Below are 21,099 nucleotides of genomic sequence, written 5' to 3' on the forward strand. Positions count from 1 at the left end.
AGTGACTGGTCGCATACAGACACGAAACTATGATAACCATGAAGGCAAACGTGTCTATGTTACCGAAGTTGTTGCCGAGGGAGTTAGATTTTTAAGTACAAAGCCAGCTGGCACAAGAGAAACCCAGCAGGCATCGCAACCACCTCGGCAACCGGAAACTGTTCCCCCAGTACCGCCGCAAAGAGAGGAGCTGCCATTTGCATAATGAAACCGATTCAATCGAAAAGCTACTAGTCAGCCTGATTAAAATGGTTGGGAAAAACAATGAGAAGGTCGACGAACTCACCAAGCGTGTCCGCCAGCTCGAAATCGCCTCAAAAGAACAGCAGATCAACCGCGTCTACTCCTTCATAGCCGAACCACCAAGACCAAATTCCAGCAGAAAAGAATATGTTAGGAAATAAGTAAGAAAATACACACAAATGAATTTCCTCGTTACCACCTCACTAAGGGTCTTCGAGAGAGAAATTCAATAAACTGATCTCCAATATACCCTCAAATTTTATGCCGGCTGATTTGGCCGGTATTTTTTATTATGGACCTACCTTCGAGGAGCATAGGGACGGTTCTTATGCTTCCGTCTTTTCGTTAAGCGAAAGAAGCTAGAGAACCGTCCCCCTGCTCCCAAACGTGAGGGACATAGATTACGTACCTCTGCTACCATTTTTAAGAGTTACAAAAAATACTTTTTTTATAGGTATTAATACTCATTTCTATTAAATGTAAATTCATTAAAATATAGAAGAATTAAATTTGAATAATGGGGGATTGCTTACATTGTCGTTTGCAAAAAAACTGTTTATATTGTCAGTTACTTTCCTGCTTGCCATAAGTCCTTTGGTTGATTTTGCAGTTGCAGAAGACCTTAATTCAGAAGTAATAGAGAGAGAATCAAAAATAAACCACTTGTTTTCTCAAAAACAACAAAATGGAAATGAACCTGTATACCAATCGCAGTTATATAGTGCCCCTGTTGCAGCCACAGTGAATTATCAAGATGTAATGGATGCTTATCATATCCATGAATATCGCTTTGGAACAAATGGGGGGAAATTCACTGTTGATTTCGCGGAAAATGATGAAATTGAGTACCTCATATACGATGTGAATTTGCAGGAAATAATTGAAGAAGAATCAGAAAATACATTTGATTTGATTCCAGGATACTATGCCTTTGTTGTGATGGGATTCAGCGATACTCCGGTCCCCTATGAACTCAATCTGAATGGTCCGTTCTCCCAGATTCCTGATAATACCCTTCCGGAATTAGAAGTAACCAATTGGGAGAGTAATGAATTTCGAATGCCTAAAGGATCATCACCCGTTTATCCGGTAGAAGGTTATTTTAAAGGTTACACACTAGAGTTATCGGTGAATAGTGAAAGATTCTCTATATCCAATGGCGGCAATTTCCGTTGGGATAATGTAGTTTTCGGCAAAGGATTCAATGAAGTCACTTTTGAGGCGTACAATACTGACGGAAACTCTATAACAGAATTCTATTATATTACTTTGCCAGGAGTATCAAGGATTTATGGTCGGGATCGATATTGGGTTACAAGCCATGTGTATAGCACTCTGGAATATTGGGAATATGGAAGCAATACTGTAATTCTTGCCAGAGGCGATATGTATCCAGATGCTTTATCAGGAGGTCCACTTGCTGCGCTCGAGACAGCACCTATATTATTGACACCAACCAATAAACTGTCTGACAGAGTCGTAATGAAGCTAGAGCACTATCAGCCTGAAAATGCGATAATTTTAGGAGGAACAGGCTCAGTATCTCCTGAGGTTGTAAGCCAACTGAAAAACTTAGGAATCAATGGAATTGAGCGTATTGGTGGAAAAGATCGTTATGCGGTCTCGGCAAGTGTTGCAGAAAAGGTTATTGAATACTCTGGGTCAGATACAGCGATTATCGCAAGTGGAGAGGTATTTCCGGATGCTCTCTCTGCATCATCGATTGCAGGTCCGATGGGAATGCCAATCCTGCTGGTGCAATCTAGTAAAGTACCCGATTCCATTCAATCATTCATTAAAAATCATCCTGAAATCAAGAATTTCATTATTGTAGGTGGGCCTGCTACAGTTAAAGATAGTGTGGCTTCCCAGCTAAAACAATTACGCAGCGGAGCCGTTGTCGATCGGATTGGCGGAAAGGATCGCTATGAAGTTTCCATCAATGTCGCGAAATACGGTATGAACAACTATGGAATGGATTTAAGTACAATTGCCTTTGTAAGGGGAGATATATTCCCTGATGCATTATCAGGTGCTCCGCTAGCCAATTACTTCGGAGCCCCTATATTATTGACAACCTCAAATAAACTCGAAAGCAAAGTGTATAACTTCCTGACGAGCAATAAAGGGAAGACAGAACATATGTACATCATCGGAGACGTTGGTTCAGTTTCCACCAATGTCGAACAGCAGCTAAATACCTTTATACAGTAAGCAGAGGGACGGTTCTTGCGCTTCCTACGAAAGGAGCAAGAGAACCGTCCCTCTACTTCTACCTCTGCTTCTCTTTTCTTGTAAAACAAATTAATCAAAATGATTCATCCAGTGGGTTTGTATTTCGCCTTTTTGAATATAGTAGTCTTCTTTACCATCAAGAAAAAATGATTCCCCACAGTTGGTAGCTGTTATTTGGACTCCTCGATATTTAACCTCTTTTTCACTCTCTCCTGTAAAGCTTCCATTTCCCATTCCGTGAGTACAGTAGTCATCGATTCTAGTCCTTTTTCCATTTGAATCTACATAATAGTACTTATCATTTACAATTCCATACTCCATATCGGGAGTCGAGGTGAAATAAATACCATATTGACTTAAATTTGTGCCCTCTAATTCTTTCAAAATTTCAAGCCTAACAGGTATAACTGAGTATTTTCCCTCTTTTTTTAAAGATGGTGTATTCGGTATATCATAATAAACCATTATGGAACCCTCATAACCCTCAGGGATAAGAAAGATATTGTTTGTTTTTTCTTCTTCTTCGTATCTACAGGCTGTTAGAAACAGAATTGCGAATAATAATATTAAAATCTTTTTCACTGCTATTCCCTCTCTTCTTTTGTAAATTGCTATCCACAGTAACCCAGCCAAATTCCTATTATACAATAGATAGAGATGGTAAATGGGAAGGAGCATCTAAGTTCCAAAAGAAAAACCATCCCCGTTTCTCAAGGGATGGTAAGAGAATTTACGACAAAAACACCAGCTCATGCAATTCATCAGTCGACAGCTCAGTGATCCAGCTGTCGCTCTGGATGATTTGGTCATTCAGCGATTGCTTCTTCTCGAGCATTGCATCGATTTTTTCCTCCAGCGTTCCGGTGCTGATTAGCTTGTGCACATGCACGAAACGGCTTTGCCCGATGCGGTAAGCTCGGTCAGTCGCCTGGTTCTCAACGGCCGGATTCCACCAGCGATCGTAGTGGACAACATGGTTTGCCGCAGTCAGGTTTAGTCCTGTTCCGCCGGCCTTCAAAGAAAGCAGGAACACTGGGAACTCACGATTCTGGAACTTCGTGATCAGTTCATCACGCTTCGTTTTCGGCAGGCTGCCGTTCAGGAATGGAACATCGATGCCGAATTTCTTTTTCAAAGCGGACTGGATCATCTCACCCATGCCGATGTACTGGGTGAAAATGATGCAGCTTTCCTCCTGTTCGAGGACAGCGCTCACCAGCTCGATCATTTTTTCCATCTTGGCAGAGCGGTCAATCAGATGCTTAGGCTTTTCCTCTTTCAGATACAACGCAGGGTGATTGCACAGCTGCTTCAACCTGCTCAACAGCTGCAGAATCAAGCCCTTGCGCTCGAAGCTCGATAAGGTTTCGATTTGTGCGAAGGTGTCCTTTACAAGCTGTTCATATAATGATGCCTGCTCGGCTGACAGCGGGCAGTATTCCTTTTGCTCAACCTTATCAGGCAGGTTCAAGGCTACGTCTTCATCCTTCTTCGTCCGTCTCAGCAGGAACGGCTTGATCAGCGATTGAAGCTGGGTGATTTTTTCCTTCTTGTCTTCTTTTTCAATTGGCAGGATGAACTTTTTCTGGAATTGTCCGGCGCTGCCAAGATAACCGCGATTCGTGAAGTCGAAAATCGACCACAGCTCAGACAGGCGGTTTTCCATCGGTGTTCCGGTCAGGGCGATATGGTGCTTGCCCTTCAGCTTTCGTACCGCACGCGACTGTTTCGTATCGGCATTCTTGATATTCTGCGCCTCGTCAATCGCGATGCTGCTCCATTCAATGCTTTCGAGTTCATCGAAGTCCAGATGGGTCAGGCCATAGGACGTCAGTACAATATCAGAGCCATTAGCTTCTTCGGTAAAATTGCTGCCCTTCAGGCGGTTCGGCCCGTAATGGAGGTGGACGCGCAAATCCGGAGCAAAACGCTCGATTTCTTTCTGCCAGTTTCCGAGAACGGAAGTAGGGCAGATGATCAACGCCGGATGGCCGTCGTTTTCCTGTTCTTTTACGGACAATATATAAGATATCAGCTGAATCGTTTTCCCGAGCCCCATGTCATCGGCAAGCAATGCGCCAAAGCCATATTTTCGCAAAAACAGCAGCCAGTTCATGCCGAGCTTCTGATACGGGCGCAGCTCACCATGCAGACCGGCCGGCGCGGGTAAATCCGGAATTTCCTTCGTTTCTGAAAGCTGCTTCATCATCTGTTTCCAGTGGCGATTCAGCTCGATCTGAATTTTGGCGAATGCCCGGGGATCCTCGAGGCCTTCAGCGTCTTCTTCCTCATCGGACAGCTCCTGCTGCAGCAGGTCGCGGATGTGCAGGCCCTCTTTATCCGCTTTTTTCATCATCTCCTGGATCTGACGGATGAACCCATGGTCAAGCTTGATCCAGCGGCCCTTCAAATACACAAGCCGGCGCTTTTCATTCACAAGGCGCTGGAAATCATCCTCGCTCAGGTCAACACCGTTCATGGAGAAACGCCAGTCATAATCGAGCATCGCATTCAGGCCGACAAACGACCGGCGGTACCCAGTCTGGCCCTTCAAACGAGCCTTTACCTTCAGGTTCGCGTTCTTGATCGCTTCCCACCACGAAGGAAGGAGAATTTCAATGCCGAGCGCAATCAGCGTTTCGCTTGCCTCGGTTAAAAACATCCAGGCTTCATCCTCGGTCAGTGAAGACTTCAGGCGTCCTTCTTCCTCAATCCAAGGGAAAATCGCAGCAAGGCGCTTTTCTTCATCCTCAATCTTATCGCTAAAAAAGTCCCAACCAGCAGGATAGCTTTCATAGTCACGAGCTTCAATCAGCATCGGTTCATCTTTGCCACGCAAAAATAACCCGAGCTTCCAGTCACCGAGATCATCCATTGGTTCCTCGAGGCGCATCCCAATCGAAAACGGTGCAGGACTTTCCTTCAGGCCAATCCATTCAAGCCAGCGGTCCTCATCAAAGTAAGCTGCCAGCTGCGAAGCCGAAAGCTGCTTATTCCGCAGCACATCAAGCTTGTCGCCGAGCAGATACTTCATTGTCTCATTTTCATGGAAGTAGGACTCCAGACTATGATGGAATAGGTCCGCTACGAAATCACGTACTGGGACCTTTTCGTCATTGATCTTCAACGTTTCTTCCCAAAATGGCTCGTGGAACTCATCAAGCACACTCACAGGAAGCTTCCAGCGGAAATCCTCGCCATCAAGCTGTGTGAAATCAGGATGCCACTCCTTCGCAAGGATCGCATCATAAATCGCATGGGCCGTCGACAGGCAGATATCACCAAGATCATCCCATTCCCACTCAACAAGCCGGTTGAAGCTCTCCTCGCCAAACAGCGTCACAAGCTGCCAGGCACTCAAAGTCACTCCCTCAGCAACGCCCCATTTGTCAGAATCCAGCATCGTCCCATAATAACTCTCCTTATGGCGGAAAAAGAGAAGCTTCTTCCAGTCAGAGGTCTTCAGGTCAAAACCATCAAAATCCTCAGCGCTCAAAAAATACCGCCCGCCAGCAACCGGCATCACATCTATATGAATCTGCTTAATTTCAAGCATCTAAAGCACCTCCTTTGAGAACCGTCCCCATGCTTCCGTCACTCAACCTCAATCAGCTTGCTCCGCGTGCACTCCTCGTGAAATGCGCGCAGTCGTTTTGTCCTCACAAGCAGTTTGCCGAAAAATTCTTCCCATTCTGGCACTCGTTTCAGTTTTTTGTAAACTGTACGCAGTTTTTTCAGCAACCGTGCGGCCTGCTTGTAGCTATTACGGTTTTTCATCTCGATTAAATCGCCGACCATCTGGTGGTAGAGCGGAATCAAGACTTCAGGAGCTTCTTTTTGTAAAACTTTAATCCGCTCGCTAGAAATCGAATTATATTCAAAGCCAAAGTAGGACTGCAATTCTCCCCATTGTTCGTACTGCTTTTTTTCAAATAAAGAATCTTCATATTCGTAAAAGCTGTATGGCATTGCCTGTGCCAGCGCCCGGTCGTACAGCTCGCCGCGACCAATTTCTCGGGTATAAGCGCCAACGAGCTTCAGCGCATAACGCGTGAATTTTTTACAGGCATAATAATCCCCAAGATGCTTCAGGTAATTCCGCAGCTGCTGGACGAGGTATTCAATGAATGGTCCCATTCTGTTCCACTCGCGCTGTTCTCGGAAGCCGTCGAGCCAATAAAACATATATGGAAGGGAACTGACAGGGAGTGCGGTAAACCGCTTCAATGCTTCTCCGTCCTGCTTTGCTAAAACAAGCTGATGAATCAAAGCGACTTCTTCAATCTGATCACGCTTGTCATCACCAAACGCTTCAAGCCGCGTCCGCTCTGCATCACGCCAGCTGCCATTTTTAAAAAGTTTCTCCCATAACAAACGGTATAAATCAATCCGGTCATAGCCTACAGAAGTATCAGGCACAGTCAATCCGACTGTTTCGTCCTTTAGTTTTTCCAAAAATGCATCAAACGAAAACGGCATCGTCCCATAAGCAAGGCGTTCGATATACTCCTCGGCATCATTGAACAAATCCTCGAACAGCGGCCGGTAGTATCGGTCCATTACAGCTTCCTCATCATGGCCGAGTTCCCGGGCCAATTCAGTAAGCAAATTATAGGAATGAACCGATGCTGCGATCAGATAGAGGTTTTTCCAAACGGCCTCCAGCGGTGCAGAAACCTCAACGCTGCGAATATAGGAACGGAACAATCCAGGCACGACATATGGCTTCGGCTCACCCTGGCCCTTGACGATTTCCTCGAAGGTAACACGGAATAAGGAGGCCCAGCTTTCATAATCATGTCCCGACCTGCTATCCTTCTTCACCAAATCCTTCGCCCGCTGCAAGCCCCATTTTTCAGCATTCAGCTGCTCCTTCGCAGGCTTGCGCCAGGCTTCGACCCAGTCAGAAACACTCGCGACATCACCATAAGCCTGAAAAAACGCGGCCAGACGATGGCGACAAAACGACCCAGCAGGGCAAGTACAGCTGCTCTCCTCGGGATCTGACACATTTATGTACACACGAACCGGCGTCACGTCCTGGACCGTTGCCCAGATCGACTTGACCATATACTTCATATGATGGACCGTCCCCTGGCGATATAGCATCAGCCCCTTCTGGACAAGGCGAGCATCCTCCTCGACCTCCGGCTTGAGCATTTTATTCAGTTTTGCGGCAGCTTCTTTAAAAATCGATGCCTGGCTTTCAGGTATGACAGCCATGACAGTTCCTCCATTTCCGCAACGTCAATCGACTTTTTTCATAAAATGAATCTATTTTCATAAGAAATATTCCATAAATCGACAAGGCTTTAGAATCAGCTTTGCTAAAATCATTATAAGTAATAACGAAAAAAACATATTCTTCTATTATACCCAATAATGAGCCATTAGAGGAGAGGTGAACTTGGTTTTCTGAAAATGGCGAAACAAAATGTCAGAAGAGTTCGTCCAACTCTATAACGTTCGATGGGTAATATTTTAATATTGGAAATTCTTCGTATACAATAAAGAGAGAAATGACCATAACCTGGGGGCTTGAACATGAATAACAGAATAAATGTGCTTCGTGGATTATTTAATTATAAAGATTATACATATAAGCTAAGAGATATAGAGGATGTTCCAGGTGTATGGAAAAAAATCACGCTGCTGATCTTGCTCAGCGGCCTGCTGTTTGGCATCAGCGCATATTTTGGGATCGGCTCGGAGTATCTTTCGAGGAAGCTGACCTCGGTTTCGAGGGAAGAGTATGAAATGCAGAAGCTGCTGTTCATGATTGGACAAGCAATCCTTGGCCTGTTTTTTGGTGCGATCATGATTTTTCTGCCAGCTCTGTTCTACTGGACATTGTCTGACCTTGAGCTGAAAAAGCTCCTCACAATCCAGCTTTTCGTGATGCCGATTTTTCTTCTCGAAAAAGTCCTGGCCATCCCGCTCGCGCTTTCCCTGGGGCTGATACAGGTATCTTCACCGTTCTCGCTTGGAATCATCGCGCAGTACATAACCGGAAATGATTTTATTATCTATTTCCTTTCGTATCTATCAATCTTTAAAATATGGGCGGTTTTTATAGAGTACAAATACTTGAGAATGCTGACAGATAGGAATCCTAAAATCATATTATTGATCATTTTAGCAATTAACCTCGTTATATGGTTATTTGCATCACTTTTTTCATTCATTCAATTTGAAAAAATCTTGTAAGGGAGGGGCAGCAATTGAAAAAGAAGACAGCCATTCTGTTATCCGCAGGCATTCTATTTGTCTCGGGAAATTTTTATCTGGCTCTAAGAGAAGACAGCAAAGCCGTCCGTTCCTCCTATATCAATAAGTGGAGTCCTGTGGGGAAGGAAACGCTGACGGAAACCCTGCATGCTTCTGGGGTTGTCACTCCTGAAGAAGAGCATCATGTCTATTACAACGAGAACTCTGGTGAATTTAAGAACTTTCTTGTTAAGCAAGGGGATAAGGTCGATACTGGCACTCCCTTGTATGAATATTCCTCTGACAATATTGACGAGGACCTGGCCAGGCTAGAATCGGAAAGGAGCCAGCTAGTCACCGAGGCAACCCTGCTTGATGAACAAATCCAGCAGCTCCTTTATCTGCAAACCGTTTCCGCATCGGCCTCTGATAACAGCACCCCGGTTTTTGGGGATGGAACGAGTGGAAACAATTCTTCAAATGACTTAATGGTGGTCTCGATTGAAAAAGAAATATACGATAAACAGCTAGAGAAAAGCCGTGTAAATGCTGAAATAGATAAATATGATGACATGATCGATGCCTATGATGGCAGCGATGAACTAGGCATCAGCAGCCAAGTCGCCGGCACGGTAAAACAGATCAACTACGAATTGAGAAATCCGATTGTAACCATCATTTCGGACACACCGATGATCAAGGGGACTTTTACCGAGAGGGACTTGAAGAAAGTAGAAGAAGGCATGAAGGTCATTGTGAAATCTGAGATGATTGAAGGGAAAGTCAATGGGACACTGGCAAATATCTCTGAATATCCAGAAGCAGAACCTTCAGTGAAAAAAGAAAGCCACTACCCCTATGCTGTAGCCCTTGATGAAGGAACAGAAGGAATCATCAAAGGAACACATGTCGATGTTTCCGTCGTAACGAATCAAGTAGTGAATGCCTCCACAGTTCCTGTAAAGTCGATTGAAAAAGGCAAGAAAGACAGCTATGTCTACATCCTGAATGAAAAAGGACAGGTAGAAAAACGCAAGATCCAGAAAGGTTTAGAGCTAAGCGGCAAAACAGAAGTAAAAAAAGGAGCCAAACCAGGCGAACTCGTAGTCAGAACGCCAGAAGAAGTCCAGCAGGAAAACAGCCCATTCTTCAGCAAGCTGAAACCAGGTACACTCACCAAAAAGACATTCAGTGAAGAAGGAAAAAGGAATCTTTTCAAGCAGATTATGGTTGGATTTTTCAAATAAGCAGAGGGACGGTTCTCATGCTTCCTTTCGAAGCACGAGAACCGTCCCTTTGCTTCCCTTCGCTTCTAAAGGCGTGGGTCTAATATACCGTTTTTATAATATGTCAATGTTGTTATTGGGAATATTTATCAATTAATGGTAATATTTTTGTAGAAAATAGGTTGATATCTTTAGATAATGCCAGGCACAGCTTTATTAAATGAGTTTTTGACTTGCCCTATTTAGAGTTCGTATTAACTATCTGAGTCAAGTAAAGTTCAAAATCCAATTGAGAAGGAGATGGAGATGGGAGAATTGATAAGTCAAGCCTATCGGCAGGCAGGACAAATTCGAGATTTTCAATCTGAGCTCTCGAGGGCTACAGGGGAAATTGATACTTTTCTGCAAAGCCTGGAATCAGAGTGGGATGGGCCGGAGATAAAGTATCTAAGAGCCGCCTTTATTGAAGTGAAAGAGGACATTCAGAAAGCTAGGAATATTTTAAGCAGGGTTGACGATACATTGATTCAGACTGCACGCAGGATCGATGAGGAACGAAAGCAGGCATTAGAGGCCGCTGAAAAAGCAAAGCGGGCAAAACAGAACTAGCTTGAGGTGGAATGATGGCAAAGAAATTCGAGATCGATATTAAAGGAGTACAAAGGACGCAGCCGCAGATCAAAAGGCCAATTAAGTCGATCAGCAAAATTGAGAATTCCTTTAACAGCCTTCGGTGGCAAATCAACTCGGAGATAAAGCGGCGAAGCAATGTTGATGAAGAACTTTTAAAGGCGGGAAACTTCCTTGTTGAGGCAGAAAACCGCCTTCACAGGATTGACAGATTCGTAATTAGCAGTGTTGGAGAATATGAGGAAAAGGAAAAGTACCTTGAGGCAAAAGCCAAGGAGCTTGTCGATGGGTGGAACCCGCAGTCCATGATCGACATTTCCAAGATTCTTAGAGGAGCCACTATTTCTCTTGCAAGTGCCCTTGGAAATCCGGGAGACTGGCTTTATAAAAGCGGAGTCCAGTTCTTTTTGCAGGAGAAGAACGGGAAAACGACAATAAAGGTTGGGAAATGGAGCTGGGATATTCGCAACTTTTTCCACAAACCGCTTGACCCTGGAAGGTGGCAGGAAATAAAAGATAAGCTAAGGCGTGGCCTCCAGACGGGGAGGCATACGTTCAGCAAATCTGAATTGCAGTTACTGATGACGGAAGGATTGCACTTATATAATAATCAGACAAGGGATTATTATAATAAAAACTACAATAAGTTTTCGCGCGATGCATTTCCGGAAATGAGAAATACCTTTGATGACTTTATTGGCACAAACAGATTGCAAAGAGCCGGAAGAGCTTTCATGGACAATATTAACCCGGTGGATGATTTCCGGGGCTGGCTTTCCAAGGATGTTTCCAATCTTGGGAAAGTGGCAAAGTTGCCAGGTATTCTGGGGATCGGGATTGATGTTTGGGATAACCGCGAGACGATACGGAATTCAAGCGGAAAAGTAGATTTTTGGAGTTCAAGCGCAGAACAGCAGCGCAAATTTGTTGTCGATACTTCTGTTGATGTAATGACTGGATCGGCAGCAATGGCCACAGGGGCTGCATTGGGTTCCTTGATTGCGCCCCCAGTTGGAACTGTCGTAGGCGCAGGAGCAGGAGTATTTATTTATGGAATGACCAACTGGAAGTTCTTTGGCGATGATCCTAAGAAAAGCGCTGTGGATTATGCGAAAAATATCGCAAACGACGCTGCCACAAACCTGGCAGACGGTTTCCGAAAGCTCGATAAAATCTTTTGGTAGGAGAATAAATTTGAATATGATTACAGAAGAACAATTATACAAAGTAAAAGACGTTGGTTTTCATAGATTGAGCCCGGATGGCTTGAGTGCGTTTTTATTGGTTTCTTTTATCTTTAGCGGTTTCATGACATTGATTCCTTTCCTGGGGAACCGTTCAAATGAATTGCAGATTCCGTGGATTACGGCTATTACAACGATCTTTTTTATTTTATGGATCATTCATGGACTTATAGCACTTGCCTTTCTTTCTATGAAAATCGCATTCCGTTATCAAAAATGGCAGATTCTCTTTGTGAATATTCTTTATGTCAAACTTACTTTTGAAGGATTTGTTGCCTATTTTGTAAGTGTAAAAGGCGGGCATCACCTTTTATTATTCCTTGGTCTAACCTTTCTGCTAGTAGGAATCCTTTACTTCCTTTGGTCCATTCAGCGGGCAAAAGTGAATGTGGAAAAAGGGGAGGGATCTGCTGAAGGCAAAGGGCTCCTTTATTCTGGACATTGTAAAATGTGGGCACGTACACCCCTGATTCTGTTCGGGCTGTTAGTGATTACGGTGATCTTGTTAATGGTAAACGGGATTGGGAACGCATGGTTGCTCGTCATGTGGGTGCCGGTCCAGTTAGGCTTAAGCTATGCCTATCCAGAATTCTACTTCCTGGCGTATGGCAAGTGGTCATACCCATCCTTCATCAATCAGGCCGCTCCTGATAAAAAGAAAGGAATAAAGAAAAGATGAAAATTGAGAGGCGTCCGATGGCTTTCGTCAATATACTTGGTAAAACGGCGAGATGCGCTCCTGATGAATGGCCAATCTTCGCAAAGGAATTGCGAAACAACATCATTAAAAATGGACTATATCCAACAGGACCTGTCATGTTCCAGATGGAGAACTCGTTTGAAACAGCGGAATATACAATTCAAGTCCCGGTAAATGAAGAAGTTGATGTAGAGGGGCTGGAGGGCTATTCCTTTAATAGGATACTAATCTTCGATGATGGCCTCCTGCTTCGGCATAGCGACAGCGAGGAAAGTCTTGAAGAATCTTATAAATTATTGAGAACCTGCGCAAAAGAATTTGGATTGAAACTGCAGGAGCCGTTCTACAACATTCACATTCCGGTCTATGGAGACGCGATCATTGACATATACGCTCCAGTTCAGGAGGAGCCTGCATGATTGTGAATCCCTATGACCAGTTGCAGGCAACCAATGTAATATCAAAGACATATACCTTCCACTATAAACAATGGGATGCTTACCTTTCGCAATTCATGAATGATATCAGCTTATTGGGGGTTACAATTAAAGGCCCTCTTTTTTATAGCATAAACAATGTTCCTAAAGACGAAATTGTAAAAGTGGAATTTTTCATGCCAGTAGAAGAAGATTTACCTTCCATAGACTCTGATATGGTATTCAGAAGTTATTTTGGATTCGATCACATGGTGTCCATAACTGATTTCTCTCATGATGAAACGGTCACAGAAGAAGTTTATGCGCGGCTGTTATACTACATAAACACAAACCAACTCCAGCAGATAACTCCAATCTTCCACGTATTATCCGGGGACCAGGAATTCTCTTATACCATTGTGAAAATTTGCGTTGAAGAAAAAGAAAATGCCGATGCCTGGAGGTAGAGGCATAGGGGTCCTGTGCTTCTTTTACGTTCGTGATGCTACTTAAGGAGGTTGCAAAGTGCCAACCAAAAAGCAGCAAATTCTGATAAAAGCACCCATTGAAGTTTGTTTTGACTTAGCCCGAAATGTGGATATTCACATTGAGACCAACTCGAAAACATATGAAAAGGCTGTCGGTGGCGTAACGAAGGGCTTTTTGGAAGAGGGAGATAGCGTTACCTGGGAAGCGGTCCACTTTAAGATCAGGCAGCGGTTAACTGCGCAGGTTATTAAGATGAGAAGACCCTATGAATTTGTCGATGTCATGGTAAAAGGTGCTTTTCACTCATTCACTCATACGCATCAATTTATAGAAACTGAAAATGGAACACTTATGGTAGACGTCTTTCAGTATAAATCCCCTTTTGGATTGCTTGGAAGACTTGCTGATAAAGTAATTCTTGAAAGGTATATGGATGAATTTATTAGAACACGTGGTATCTCCTTGAAAACAATAGCAGAGGGTCTTGGTTAGATTCTGTAACATGATAACCCAAAACTAAATCCATGTAGTACATGCCTTAAATTTCGTTAGATAAAATTTACCAACTAGAGTAATATATTAATAGACAAAAATACTCATTACATAACATAGTTATCCGATTAGAATGAATCCTGGATATACTTCCAATTTATTGAAGGAGCGGAAAAATGAAACCTATTACAAAGTTATACTCAACTCTCTCAACAGCAGCTCTTCTTACGTCGCTAGTTTTTACACCAGCTACATTTGCCCAAGGATCGGAACTACCAGACTATCAAGAAGATATGAATGCACAGCATATTGTTTCGACTTTGAAAAATCGTAACATCCAGCCAGAACAAAAATCATCTTTTTCTGCTCTTGCTTCTGTAACACAGGCAGTATATGCAAACAAGGTAGATTATTACCACACTCACGAATATAATTTCAAGTCAGCTGGCGGAAAATTTACGGTTACTGAAAATAATCATCCTGATATTGACTATATTATATACACCTACGATACAGAGGAAATGATTTATCCAGAATCAGATGGTTCATACGACCTCCCTGCCGGCAATTACTCCCTGGCAGTGACAAGTTTTGGTGATGGTGAAATCGACTATCGTTATGAGCTGAACGGGAATTTTGCAGAACAGCCTGATTTGACATTGCCTAACTTGCAGGTTACTTCCCCGGTCAGCAATGAAGTTCGCCTTGCCAAGGGTACACCGACAACCTTTGCGGTACAAGGAAGCACGGATGCCCAATATCTTGGAATTGATATCAACAATACTGTTGAAGAAATTGAGAATCCTGGCTCTTTCAGCAAGAACGTAACTCTTGAAAAAGGACTGAACGGCCTCTATCTATACGCAGTCGAGTCGTCTGGGAACGCAGTTTACTCTGATCATTATGTTACACTCCCTGGTGTTTCAAGGATCGCTGGCAAGGATCGCTACGAAGTCTCAGCAGGCGTCAGCAAGCAATTGAATAAGTGGCACTATAACACCGGCACAGTCGTGATTGCACGCGGCGATATGTATCCTGATGCGCTTTCAGGGGGACCGCTAGCTGCAATAGAAGGAGCTCCAGTCCTGCTTACGTCTACCAACTCACTGCCAGCAGCTATCCAGAACCAGATTGTCAATCTTGGTGCTCAGCGTGCTATCATCCTTGGAGGTACCAGTTCTGTATCAACAAACGTCGAAGCTCAGCTAAAGAAGCTTGGAGTAACAGATATCGAACGTATAGGCGGGAAGGATCGCTTCGTCGTATCAGCGGATACAGCTGAAAGGGTAGCTGATAACTATGGCTCCGACACAGCAATCATCGCGAGTGGCTTGGTGTTCCCGGACGCATTATCTGCATCAACGATTGCCGGTACAACAGGTATGCCAATTCTGCTTGTGAAAAGTGATAGCATTACAGACCCAGTACAGCAATTCATCAAAAACCACCCGGAAATTACGAATTATATTGTCGTTGGCGGGCCGGCAACTGTGAAGGATAGTGTCATTACGAAAATCAAGCAGCTTCGCAACGGCGCTTACGTAGAAAGAATCGGCGGCAAAGACCGTTACGAGGTCGCCATTAATGTCGCGAAGTTTGGAATCGAGAACTTCGGAATCAGCATGGATACGCTGACAGTCGTGCGCGGCGATATTTTCCCTGATGCACTTTCAGGTGCTCCACTGGCGAACTACCACAGAGGACCGATCCTGCTGACGACATCTGCTAAGCTGGAATCAAAGGTGAACAGCTTCCTGCAGAACCACCAGGCAGATATTGATAACATCCATATTGTCGGAGGAACAGGTTCCGTATCGACAACTGCAGAACCGCAGCTCAATGGACATATCCGATAAAAAGACAAAGGCAGCTTCCGATTGGGAGCTGCCTTCTTTTATTAGGTTTAGAAACATTCATAATGTGGAATATAGATAACTAACTTAATAGAAGCGTTTAAAGCTATCAAAATGCTTTTTGTAATAAGGGTTATCGAGATTACTGATTTCTACCCCGTTTGACCCGGCATGGATGAATTCATTGTTTCCGATATATATGCCCATATGGGAAATCCCGGGTTTATATGTGTTGGCGAAGAATACCAAATCGCCAGGCTGAGGCTGGTCAATATAATAAGCACGGCTGAAATAACCTTCGGATGAATAACGGCCAATCTGTTTGCCGGCCTGATTGAAGGAATAATAAATAAATCCGCTGCAGTCAAAGCCGTCTGGTGTATTCCCGGCCCATTTATATGGTACGCCTAAAACCTTGTATGCTTCGTTAACCACAGCCGGTCTGTTTTGGTCTGTCGGACTCGCTGGAGGATTGACAGTTTGGCTTGAACCAGTCACTTTTAAAGTTTGTCCCACATAAATCAAGTCAGAGCTCAGGTTGTTCAGCGTTTTTAGCTGTTGAACGGTCATCGAGTATTGGCTGCTGATTTTGCTTAAGGTGTCACCGGCTTTGACAACATAAACGCCTTCGTTTACCGGTGCAGGAGCAGGTGCAGCAGCAGGTACATCATTTTCAATGACAACATCAGTATTGTCCCTCGAAACAACTAGTTTTTGTCCTGGATGGATGATGTGGCCCCTGATCCGGTTCCAGACCATCAACTCGGCAAGAGAAACCTTATGTGTGTTGGCAATCTTGATCAGAGTGTCACCGCTCTTCACGGTATATGTATTGCTTGCTTTAGGGACTGTCACCATGCTGTTATACACAGGTGCAGCTGGAATAGTTGTGACTTCCAGTGTTTGATTGACATAAATTACATTAGAGGTTAAGTTATTAACCTTTTTGATTTCGTTTACAGAGGTGTTGTTTTTCTCGGCAATGCTATAAAGGGTATCACCCTTTTGGACGGCATACTCCATGGCTGAAGCATTTGGGGCAAAGGCAGTCGAGGCGAGCAGGGCTACAGTAGCATAAGCAGCGGCTTTCTTTTTCAAATTGTTTTCAGCTCCTAAAATTAATAGAGAATTCTGTCACCATTCTATCATATAAAACTATTAATTTATACCTAATTTGACAGGAAATTACACTTTAAGTTTCATAATATGACGATATCTTTAAAGTTTTGTGACAAACTGGAAAAACATTTACATTGTTGATAGTTTTATATAAAATAACGATATTGGCGAATCAGGGAGGTTCTTGTAGTGGAACAGCGATTAGAAGATACAGGACTCAATCAGGAACACTTTTTCAACATCCTGAAAAAAGCCTATGAAAAGGGCACGAATGAGAAAGAGATTACACTAAAAAAAATCATGGATGAACTAAAAATAGACCTGAAAAACTCAACAATAAGATAACATAAAGCAAATGTGGTGCAGGAAAAAGGTGCTCCCATTTGCTTTTTTGGTTTTTTAAAGGCTATTTACTTAATAGAAATAAGATAAAAGCGTCCATGTTATCAATACAGGGTAAAAAAAAGAACGGGTGACGAAACTGTCACCCGTTCCTGTTTCATTCCGAGATAAAATAATCAATAAGATATTCCGCCCATAACTCGTGCCCCCGTTGATTTGGATAGCTCGGGAAAAATCGCTCATCGTGCCTTTTTTATGTAAAACTTCGTTTGTTCCTTATAGGAACGTCCCCATATCTTCACTAATTTAGGTAATATGACTGAATTTTAATATACCAAGTTATTAGCGATGTTTTTTCGGGTATAGTACCCAGTGGCCAACCGATACTGAAAATTGATTCTAGACATGCATGATTCATAATTCTGTTACTCAATACATATTTGCGATTCAGAATCAGGATAATAGGTAGTAATGGTCAAAATTCGCATTAACTTAGGAGGCACTTGTGAAAAAGATAATGTTATTAGTTGTTTTTAGCTTATTTGTAATGAGTAATTCGGTAATGGCTGATACGGAATCTTTTGGGCCGGATGAATGGACTCAGTATAGAATGAACTCGGAAAATAATCCCGTATTCAATGGGGAAATATCGGATGAAATTAAAGAGGTCATCAAGACAGGTAATGAAATTCGTTCTACTCCAGTCGTTGTTGGGGATAACGTTTATATCGGAAATCATAAATCTGGTGGCATTTATTCGTATAATATAAAAACAAAGAAATTCAATTGGAAGGCGGAAGCTCCAAACTGGATCCATTCAGAAATTATTTATGCCAACAATCAACTGTTCGTCGGTTATGGCAATAGATTTTTCCAGGAGGATGGCACAAGGGGTACTGAGGAAAGCGGCGTACTAAGCCTTGATCCTGAAAGTGGGGAGATTTTATGGGATTTCAAAACAAAAGGTGAAGTAATGCCGACTCCTGCTTTCTATGAAGATACCCTATATATAACAACTGGAGACAAGCACCTTTATGCGGTCGATCCAGTCAAAGGCGAAGAAAAATGGCGTCTTGAATTAGGCCATACCATCAGTATGTCTTCCCCGAATATTAAAGATGGAATCCTGTATGTCGGCGGAGGGAATCCACGTCCATACACTTTTTTTGCAGTTGATCTAAACAAAAGGGAAATTCTATGGGAAACCAGCTATGAAGATGTGTATCTAGGTATGGACGATGTTCCGCCTGCAATTTATAAAAACCAATATGTTATTACAACAGGCCTGGAAGAAACCGATGATCCTTCTAAGCCTAACCATATGATTTATGCAATGGATTTGAAAACAGGGGAAGTAAAATGGAAAGATAGTTTTGGAACCGGGAAAAATGTAGAGAACAATAAATCTGGGGCGCCTGTGGTTTATGGTGACCAGGTTTTTGTAGGAAGTCCAATCACTAAAACATTCTATAGCTATGATGCAAAGACAGGAAAGCAGTTATGGAATTACCCAAGCAATGTCAATAAAGCTCCTCCGGTTGCTGACAATGATATCGTCTACTTCACAGATACAAAAGGCTATGTCTATGCTTTTGACACCGAAACAGGCGATTTGTTAGGTAAAAAAGAATTAGGCGGCAAACTTGCTCCCTCAGGTCCTGTTCTGATGAGTGGACATTTAATAGTGGGCAGCCAGGATACAAATGTTTATATCCTGCCAATCAAGGAAATTTTAAATGTGAAAGACAGTAACCTGCAGGGAGCAAAAGTCTCTAAATCAGGGTTCAGTTATGTTTGGCCAGCATTAGCTTTATTAGTTGTGGTATTGGGTATATTGATTTTGATTAGAATCAGAAATATGAAACGAAACGCTCAATAACAGTAATGAAATGAACACATTTAAGTTAGAAGTGGAGAGTTAACCAAAAGTGGTTCACTCTCTTTTTGTGTGGTCTACTACCAATAACGAGGGCAGGACTCTTTCTATTGCAATTGAATCCAGAGTTACTATTTACCTACAAATAACATAAATAAGGATACCATTTTCAGGGATTACCGTTATAATATTATAGTGGATTTACAAAATATATTTATTATCCCTTTGATAGTTATAAGGAGGAAGAAAGATGGATTGGAAAGCAACTGCGGCTAAATGGACTTCATTTCCTGCTTTAGACGAAGAGCTGGCAAAACAATTAACTGAACTAAGCAGCAATGAAAAGATAATGGAGGATTTATTCTATAAACATTTAGAATTTGGTACAGGGGGCATGCGCGGAGAAATAGGCCCTGGGACAAACCGGATGAATATCTATACTATCCGCCGTGCGGCTGAAGGCCTGGCGCTATACCTTAAAGAGCAGGGAGAAGCAGCCATGAATCGTGGTGTAGTAATTGCATATGATTCCCGCCATAAATCACCTGAATTTGCGTTAGAGGTTGCAAGGACAGTTGGTAAGTATGGGATTAAAGTTTACTTGTTCAATGAACTGCGCCCTACACCAGAATTGTCTTTCGCTGTGAGATATTTAAATGCGTTTGCAGGAGTAGTGGTTACAGCTAGCCATAATCCGCCTGAGTATAATGGGTTTAAAGTGTACGGTGAAGATGGCGGACAAATTCCCCCGCAAGCAGCTGATATCATTATAGGATATGTAAATGAAGTGGAAAATGAATTGACAATCGAGGTTGCTTCAGAGAATGAATTATTGGAAAAGGGCTTATTGGTATATATAGGTGAAGAAATTGATCGAGAATATATTTTCGAGTTAAAAACGCTTCAGTTGAACGAAGATATAGTAAAAAATGTGGCTGAAGAGCTGAAGATTGTTTTTTCACCGTTGCATGGGACAGGCAATAAGCCAGTTCGCGATGGTTTGGCAGCATTTGGTTTTAAGAATGTAACAGTTGTAAGTGAACAGGAATTACCTGATGCTAACTTTTCAACTGTAGAATCTCCAAATCCTGAAGAACATGCTGCCTTTGAAATTGCCATCAGATACGGAAATGAGCTGGGTGCTGATCTACTAATGGCAACAGACCCAGATGCTGACCGCCTTGGTATAGCAGTTAAAAATCTCGAAGGTGAGTATATTGTTTTGACTGGGAACCAAATTGGTGCCTTAATGCTTGAATACTTACTTTCCCAAAAGAAAGAAAAGGGTCAGCTGGCTGATAATGGCGTAGTGGTAAAGACAATCGTTACTTCGGAGATTGGCAGGGCTATTGCAAAAGAATATGATATTTCAACAATTGATACCCTAACTGGATTCAAATTTATCGGTGAGAAAATAAATGATTTCGAACAAACAGGAGAGCATACATTCCTTTTTGGATATGAAGAAAGCTATGGATATTTAATTGGTGACTTTGTCCGTGATAAGGATGCGGTCCAATCAGCTATTTTTGCAGCTGAGGTGGCAGCATATTACAAATCAAAAGGGAAAACACTTTATGAAGGTTTATTAGAAATTTTTGAGAAGTATGGATTTTACCAGGAAGGGTTACAATCTATTACATTAAAAGGTAAAGATGGAGCAGAAAAAATAGCTATGCTCATGAATCGCTTCAGGGAAGAAAGAATCAAGGAAATGGCTGGCATTGAGGTGACAATTATAGAGGATTATTCCGAAGGTGTATCCCTAGATGTCAGAGAGAATCTGAATAAAGAGATTGATTTACCAAAATCTAATGTTTTAAAATATCACTTGGCTGATGGATCCTGGTTCTGCCTGCGTCCATCTGGAACAGAACCAAAAGCGAAGTTTTACTTTGGTGTGAAAGCAGATACGCTGGAGGATAGCCAAATTAAATTAGATAGCCTGCAGAAGGCAGTAATGAATAAGGTTAATGAAGTTTTAGCATAGACCATACTGCGGCTCTTCTTGATGACTCAAGAAGGGC

General features: G+C 42.7%; 18 protein-coding genes and 1 pseudogene. 15 read left to right on the forward strand and 4 right to left on the reverse strand.

What is annotated here, in order from left to right; translation table 11 throughout:
* The 3 genes and pseudogenes from ACH0QE_RS22415 to ACH0QE_RS22425 form a co-directional block, all read left to right on the forward strand.
* Positions 1–205: pseudogene (locus tag ACH0QE_RS22415) on the forward strand (single-stranded DNA-binding protein); the annotation flags it as partial.
* Positions 198–404 (forward strand): hypothetical protein, encoded by a 207-nt coding sequence (locus ACH0QE_RS22420; protein ID WP_415802649.1) that lies wholly within the window; start codon positions 198–200, stop codon positions 402–404. The pseudogene ACH0QE_RS22415 and the gene ACH0QE_RS22420, both read left to right, overlap by 8 nt.
* 373 nt (positions 405–777) lie before the next feature.
* Complete coding sequence (locus tag ACH0QE_RS22425; RefSeq protein ID WP_415802650.1) at positions 778–2,457, forward strand: cell wall-binding repeat-containing protein; 1,680 nt, start codon at positions 778–780, stop codon at positions 2,455–2,457.
* Positions 2,458–2,547: 90 nt separating this feature from the next.
* On the opposite strand, the gene ACH0QE_RS22430 is transcribed toward ACH0QE_RS22425, so the two are convergent.
* From ACH0QE_RS22430 to ACH0QE_RS22440, 3 genes are all read right to left on the reverse strand, one after another.
* Positions 2,548–3,060: a DUF6843 domain-containing protein gene (locus ACH0QE_RS22430; RefSeq protein ID WP_415802652.1), complete on the reverse strand. Its 513-nt coding sequence runs from the start codon at positions 3,058–3,060 to the stop codon at positions 2,548–2,550.
* A 148-nt stretch (positions 3,061–3,208) separates the two neighbouring features.
* Positions 3,209–6,034, reverse strand: coding sequence for a DEAD/DEAH box helicase (locus ACH0QE_RS22435; protein WP_415802653.1), 2,826 nt, complete (start codon positions 6,032–6,034; stop codon positions 3,209–3,211).
* A gap of 38 nt (positions 6,035–6,072) precedes the next feature.
* On the reverse strand, positions 6,073–7,701 hold the full coding sequence (locus tag ACH0QE_RS22440) for an SWIM zinc finger family protein (protein WP_415802654.1): 1,629 nt from the start codon (positions 7,699–7,701) through the stop codon (positions 6,073–6,075).
* Between the two features lie 321 nt (positions 7,702–8,022).
* Between ACH0QE_RS22440 and ACH0QE_RS22445 the strand changes: the two genes are divergently transcribed.
* The 9 genes from ACH0QE_RS22445 (at position 8,023) to ACH0QE_RS22485 (ending at position 15,738) form a co-directional block, all read left to right on the forward strand.
* Positions 8,023–8,685: a hypothetical protein gene (locus ACH0QE_RS22445; protein WP_415802655.1), complete on the forward strand. Its 663-nt coding sequence runs from the start codon at positions 8,023–8,025 to the stop codon at positions 8,683–8,685.
* Between the two features lie 14 nt (positions 8,686–8,699).
* The gene (locus ACH0QE_RS22450) at positions 8,700–9,932 is read left to right on the forward strand and encodes an efflux RND transporter periplasmic adaptor subunit (protein ID WP_415802656.1); all 1,233 of its coding nucleotides are present in this window, start codon (positions 8,700–8,702) and stop codon (positions 9,930–9,932) included.
* Positions 9,933–10,217: 285 nt separating this feature from the next.
* On the forward strand, positions 10,218–10,520 hold the full coding sequence (locus ACH0QE_RS22455; protein WP_415802657.1) for a hypothetical protein: 303 nt from the start codon (positions 10,218–10,220) through the stop codon (positions 10,518–10,520).
* Between the two features lie 11 nt (positions 10,521–10,531).
* Positions 10,532–11,725 carry a hypothetical protein gene (locus ACH0QE_RS22460; RefSeq protein ID WP_415802658.1) on the forward strand — a complete coding sequence of 398 codons (1,194 nt, stop codon included), beginning with the start codon at positions 10,532–10,534 and terminating at the stop codon, positions 11,723–11,725.
* A 10-nt stretch (positions 11,726–11,735) separates the two neighbouring features.
* Positions 11,736–12,464 (forward strand): hypothetical protein, encoded by a 729-nt coding sequence (locus tag ACH0QE_RS22465; protein WP_415802659.1) that lies wholly within the window; start codon positions 11,736–11,738, stop codon positions 12,462–12,464.
* A complete protein-coding gene (locus tag ACH0QE_RS22470; protein WP_415802660.1) occupies positions 12,461–12,904 on the forward strand; it encodes a DUF5085 domain-containing protein in 444 nt (147 codons plus the stop codon). The genes ACH0QE_RS22465 and ACH0QE_RS22470 overlap by 4 nt, the downstream gene beginning before the upstream one ends.
* A complete protein-coding gene (locus ACH0QE_RS22475; protein WP_415802661.1) occupies positions 12,901–13,368 on the forward strand; it encodes a DUF5085 family protein in 468 nt (155 codons plus the stop codon). Before ACH0QE_RS22470 ends, ACH0QE_RS22475 begins: the two co-directional genes overlap by 4 nt.
* A 58-nt stretch (positions 13,369–13,426) precedes the next feature.
* Positions 13,427–13,882, forward strand: coding sequence for an SRPBCC family protein (locus ACH0QE_RS22480; RefSeq protein WP_415802662.1), 456 nt, complete (start codon positions 13,427–13,429; stop codon positions 13,880–13,882).
* A gap of 176 nt (positions 13,883–14,058) precedes the next feature.
* A complete protein-coding gene (locus tag ACH0QE_RS22485) occupies positions 14,059–15,738 on the forward strand; it encodes a cell wall-binding repeat-containing protein (protein WP_415802663.1) in 1,680 nt (559 codons plus the stop codon).
* A gap of 84 nt (positions 15,739–15,822) precedes the next feature.
* Here the strand turns inward: ACH0QE_RS22485 and ACH0QE_RS22490 are convergent, their stop codons facing one another.
* Positions 15,823–16,833: a C40 family peptidase gene (locus ACH0QE_RS22490; RefSeq protein WP_415802664.1), complete on the reverse strand. Its 1,011-nt coding sequence runs from the start codon at positions 16,831–16,833 to the stop codon at positions 15,823–15,825.
* A 210-nt stretch (positions 16,834–17,043) separates the two neighbouring features.
* Between ACH0QE_RS22490 and ACH0QE_RS22495 the strand changes: the two genes are divergently transcribed.
* The 3 genes from ACH0QE_RS22495 to ACH0QE_RS22505 all read left to right on the forward strand — a co-directional run bounded on the left by ACH0QE_RS22495 (position 17,044) and on the right by ACH0QE_RS22505 (position 21,062).
* The gene (locus tag ACH0QE_RS22495) at positions 17,044–17,199 is read left to right on the forward strand and encodes a hypothetical protein (RefSeq protein WP_415802665.1); all 156 of its coding nucleotides are present in this window, start codon (positions 17,044–17,046) and stop codon (positions 17,197–17,199) included.
* Between the two features lie 502 nt (positions 17,200–17,701).
* Positions 17,702–19,075: a PQQ-binding-like beta-propeller repeat protein gene (locus tag ACH0QE_RS22500; RefSeq protein WP_415802666.1), complete on the forward strand. Its 1,374-nt coding sequence runs from the start codon at positions 17,702–17,704 to the stop codon at positions 19,073–19,075.
* Positions 19,076–19,322: 247 nt separating this feature from the next.
* Positions 19,323–21,062, forward strand: a complete 1,740-nt coding sequence (locus ACH0QE_RS22505) for a phospho-sugar mutase (protein ID WP_415802667.1) — start codon at positions 19,323–19,325, stop codon at positions 21,060–21,062.
* Positions 21,063–21,099 lie beyond the last annotated feature (37 nt).

Origin of the sequence: Mesobacillus sp., from assembly GCF_047739415.1 — a bacterium.
In the GTDB taxonomy this organism is placed as follows: Bacteria; Bacillota; Bacilli; order Bacillales; family Cytobacillaceae; genus Mesobacillus.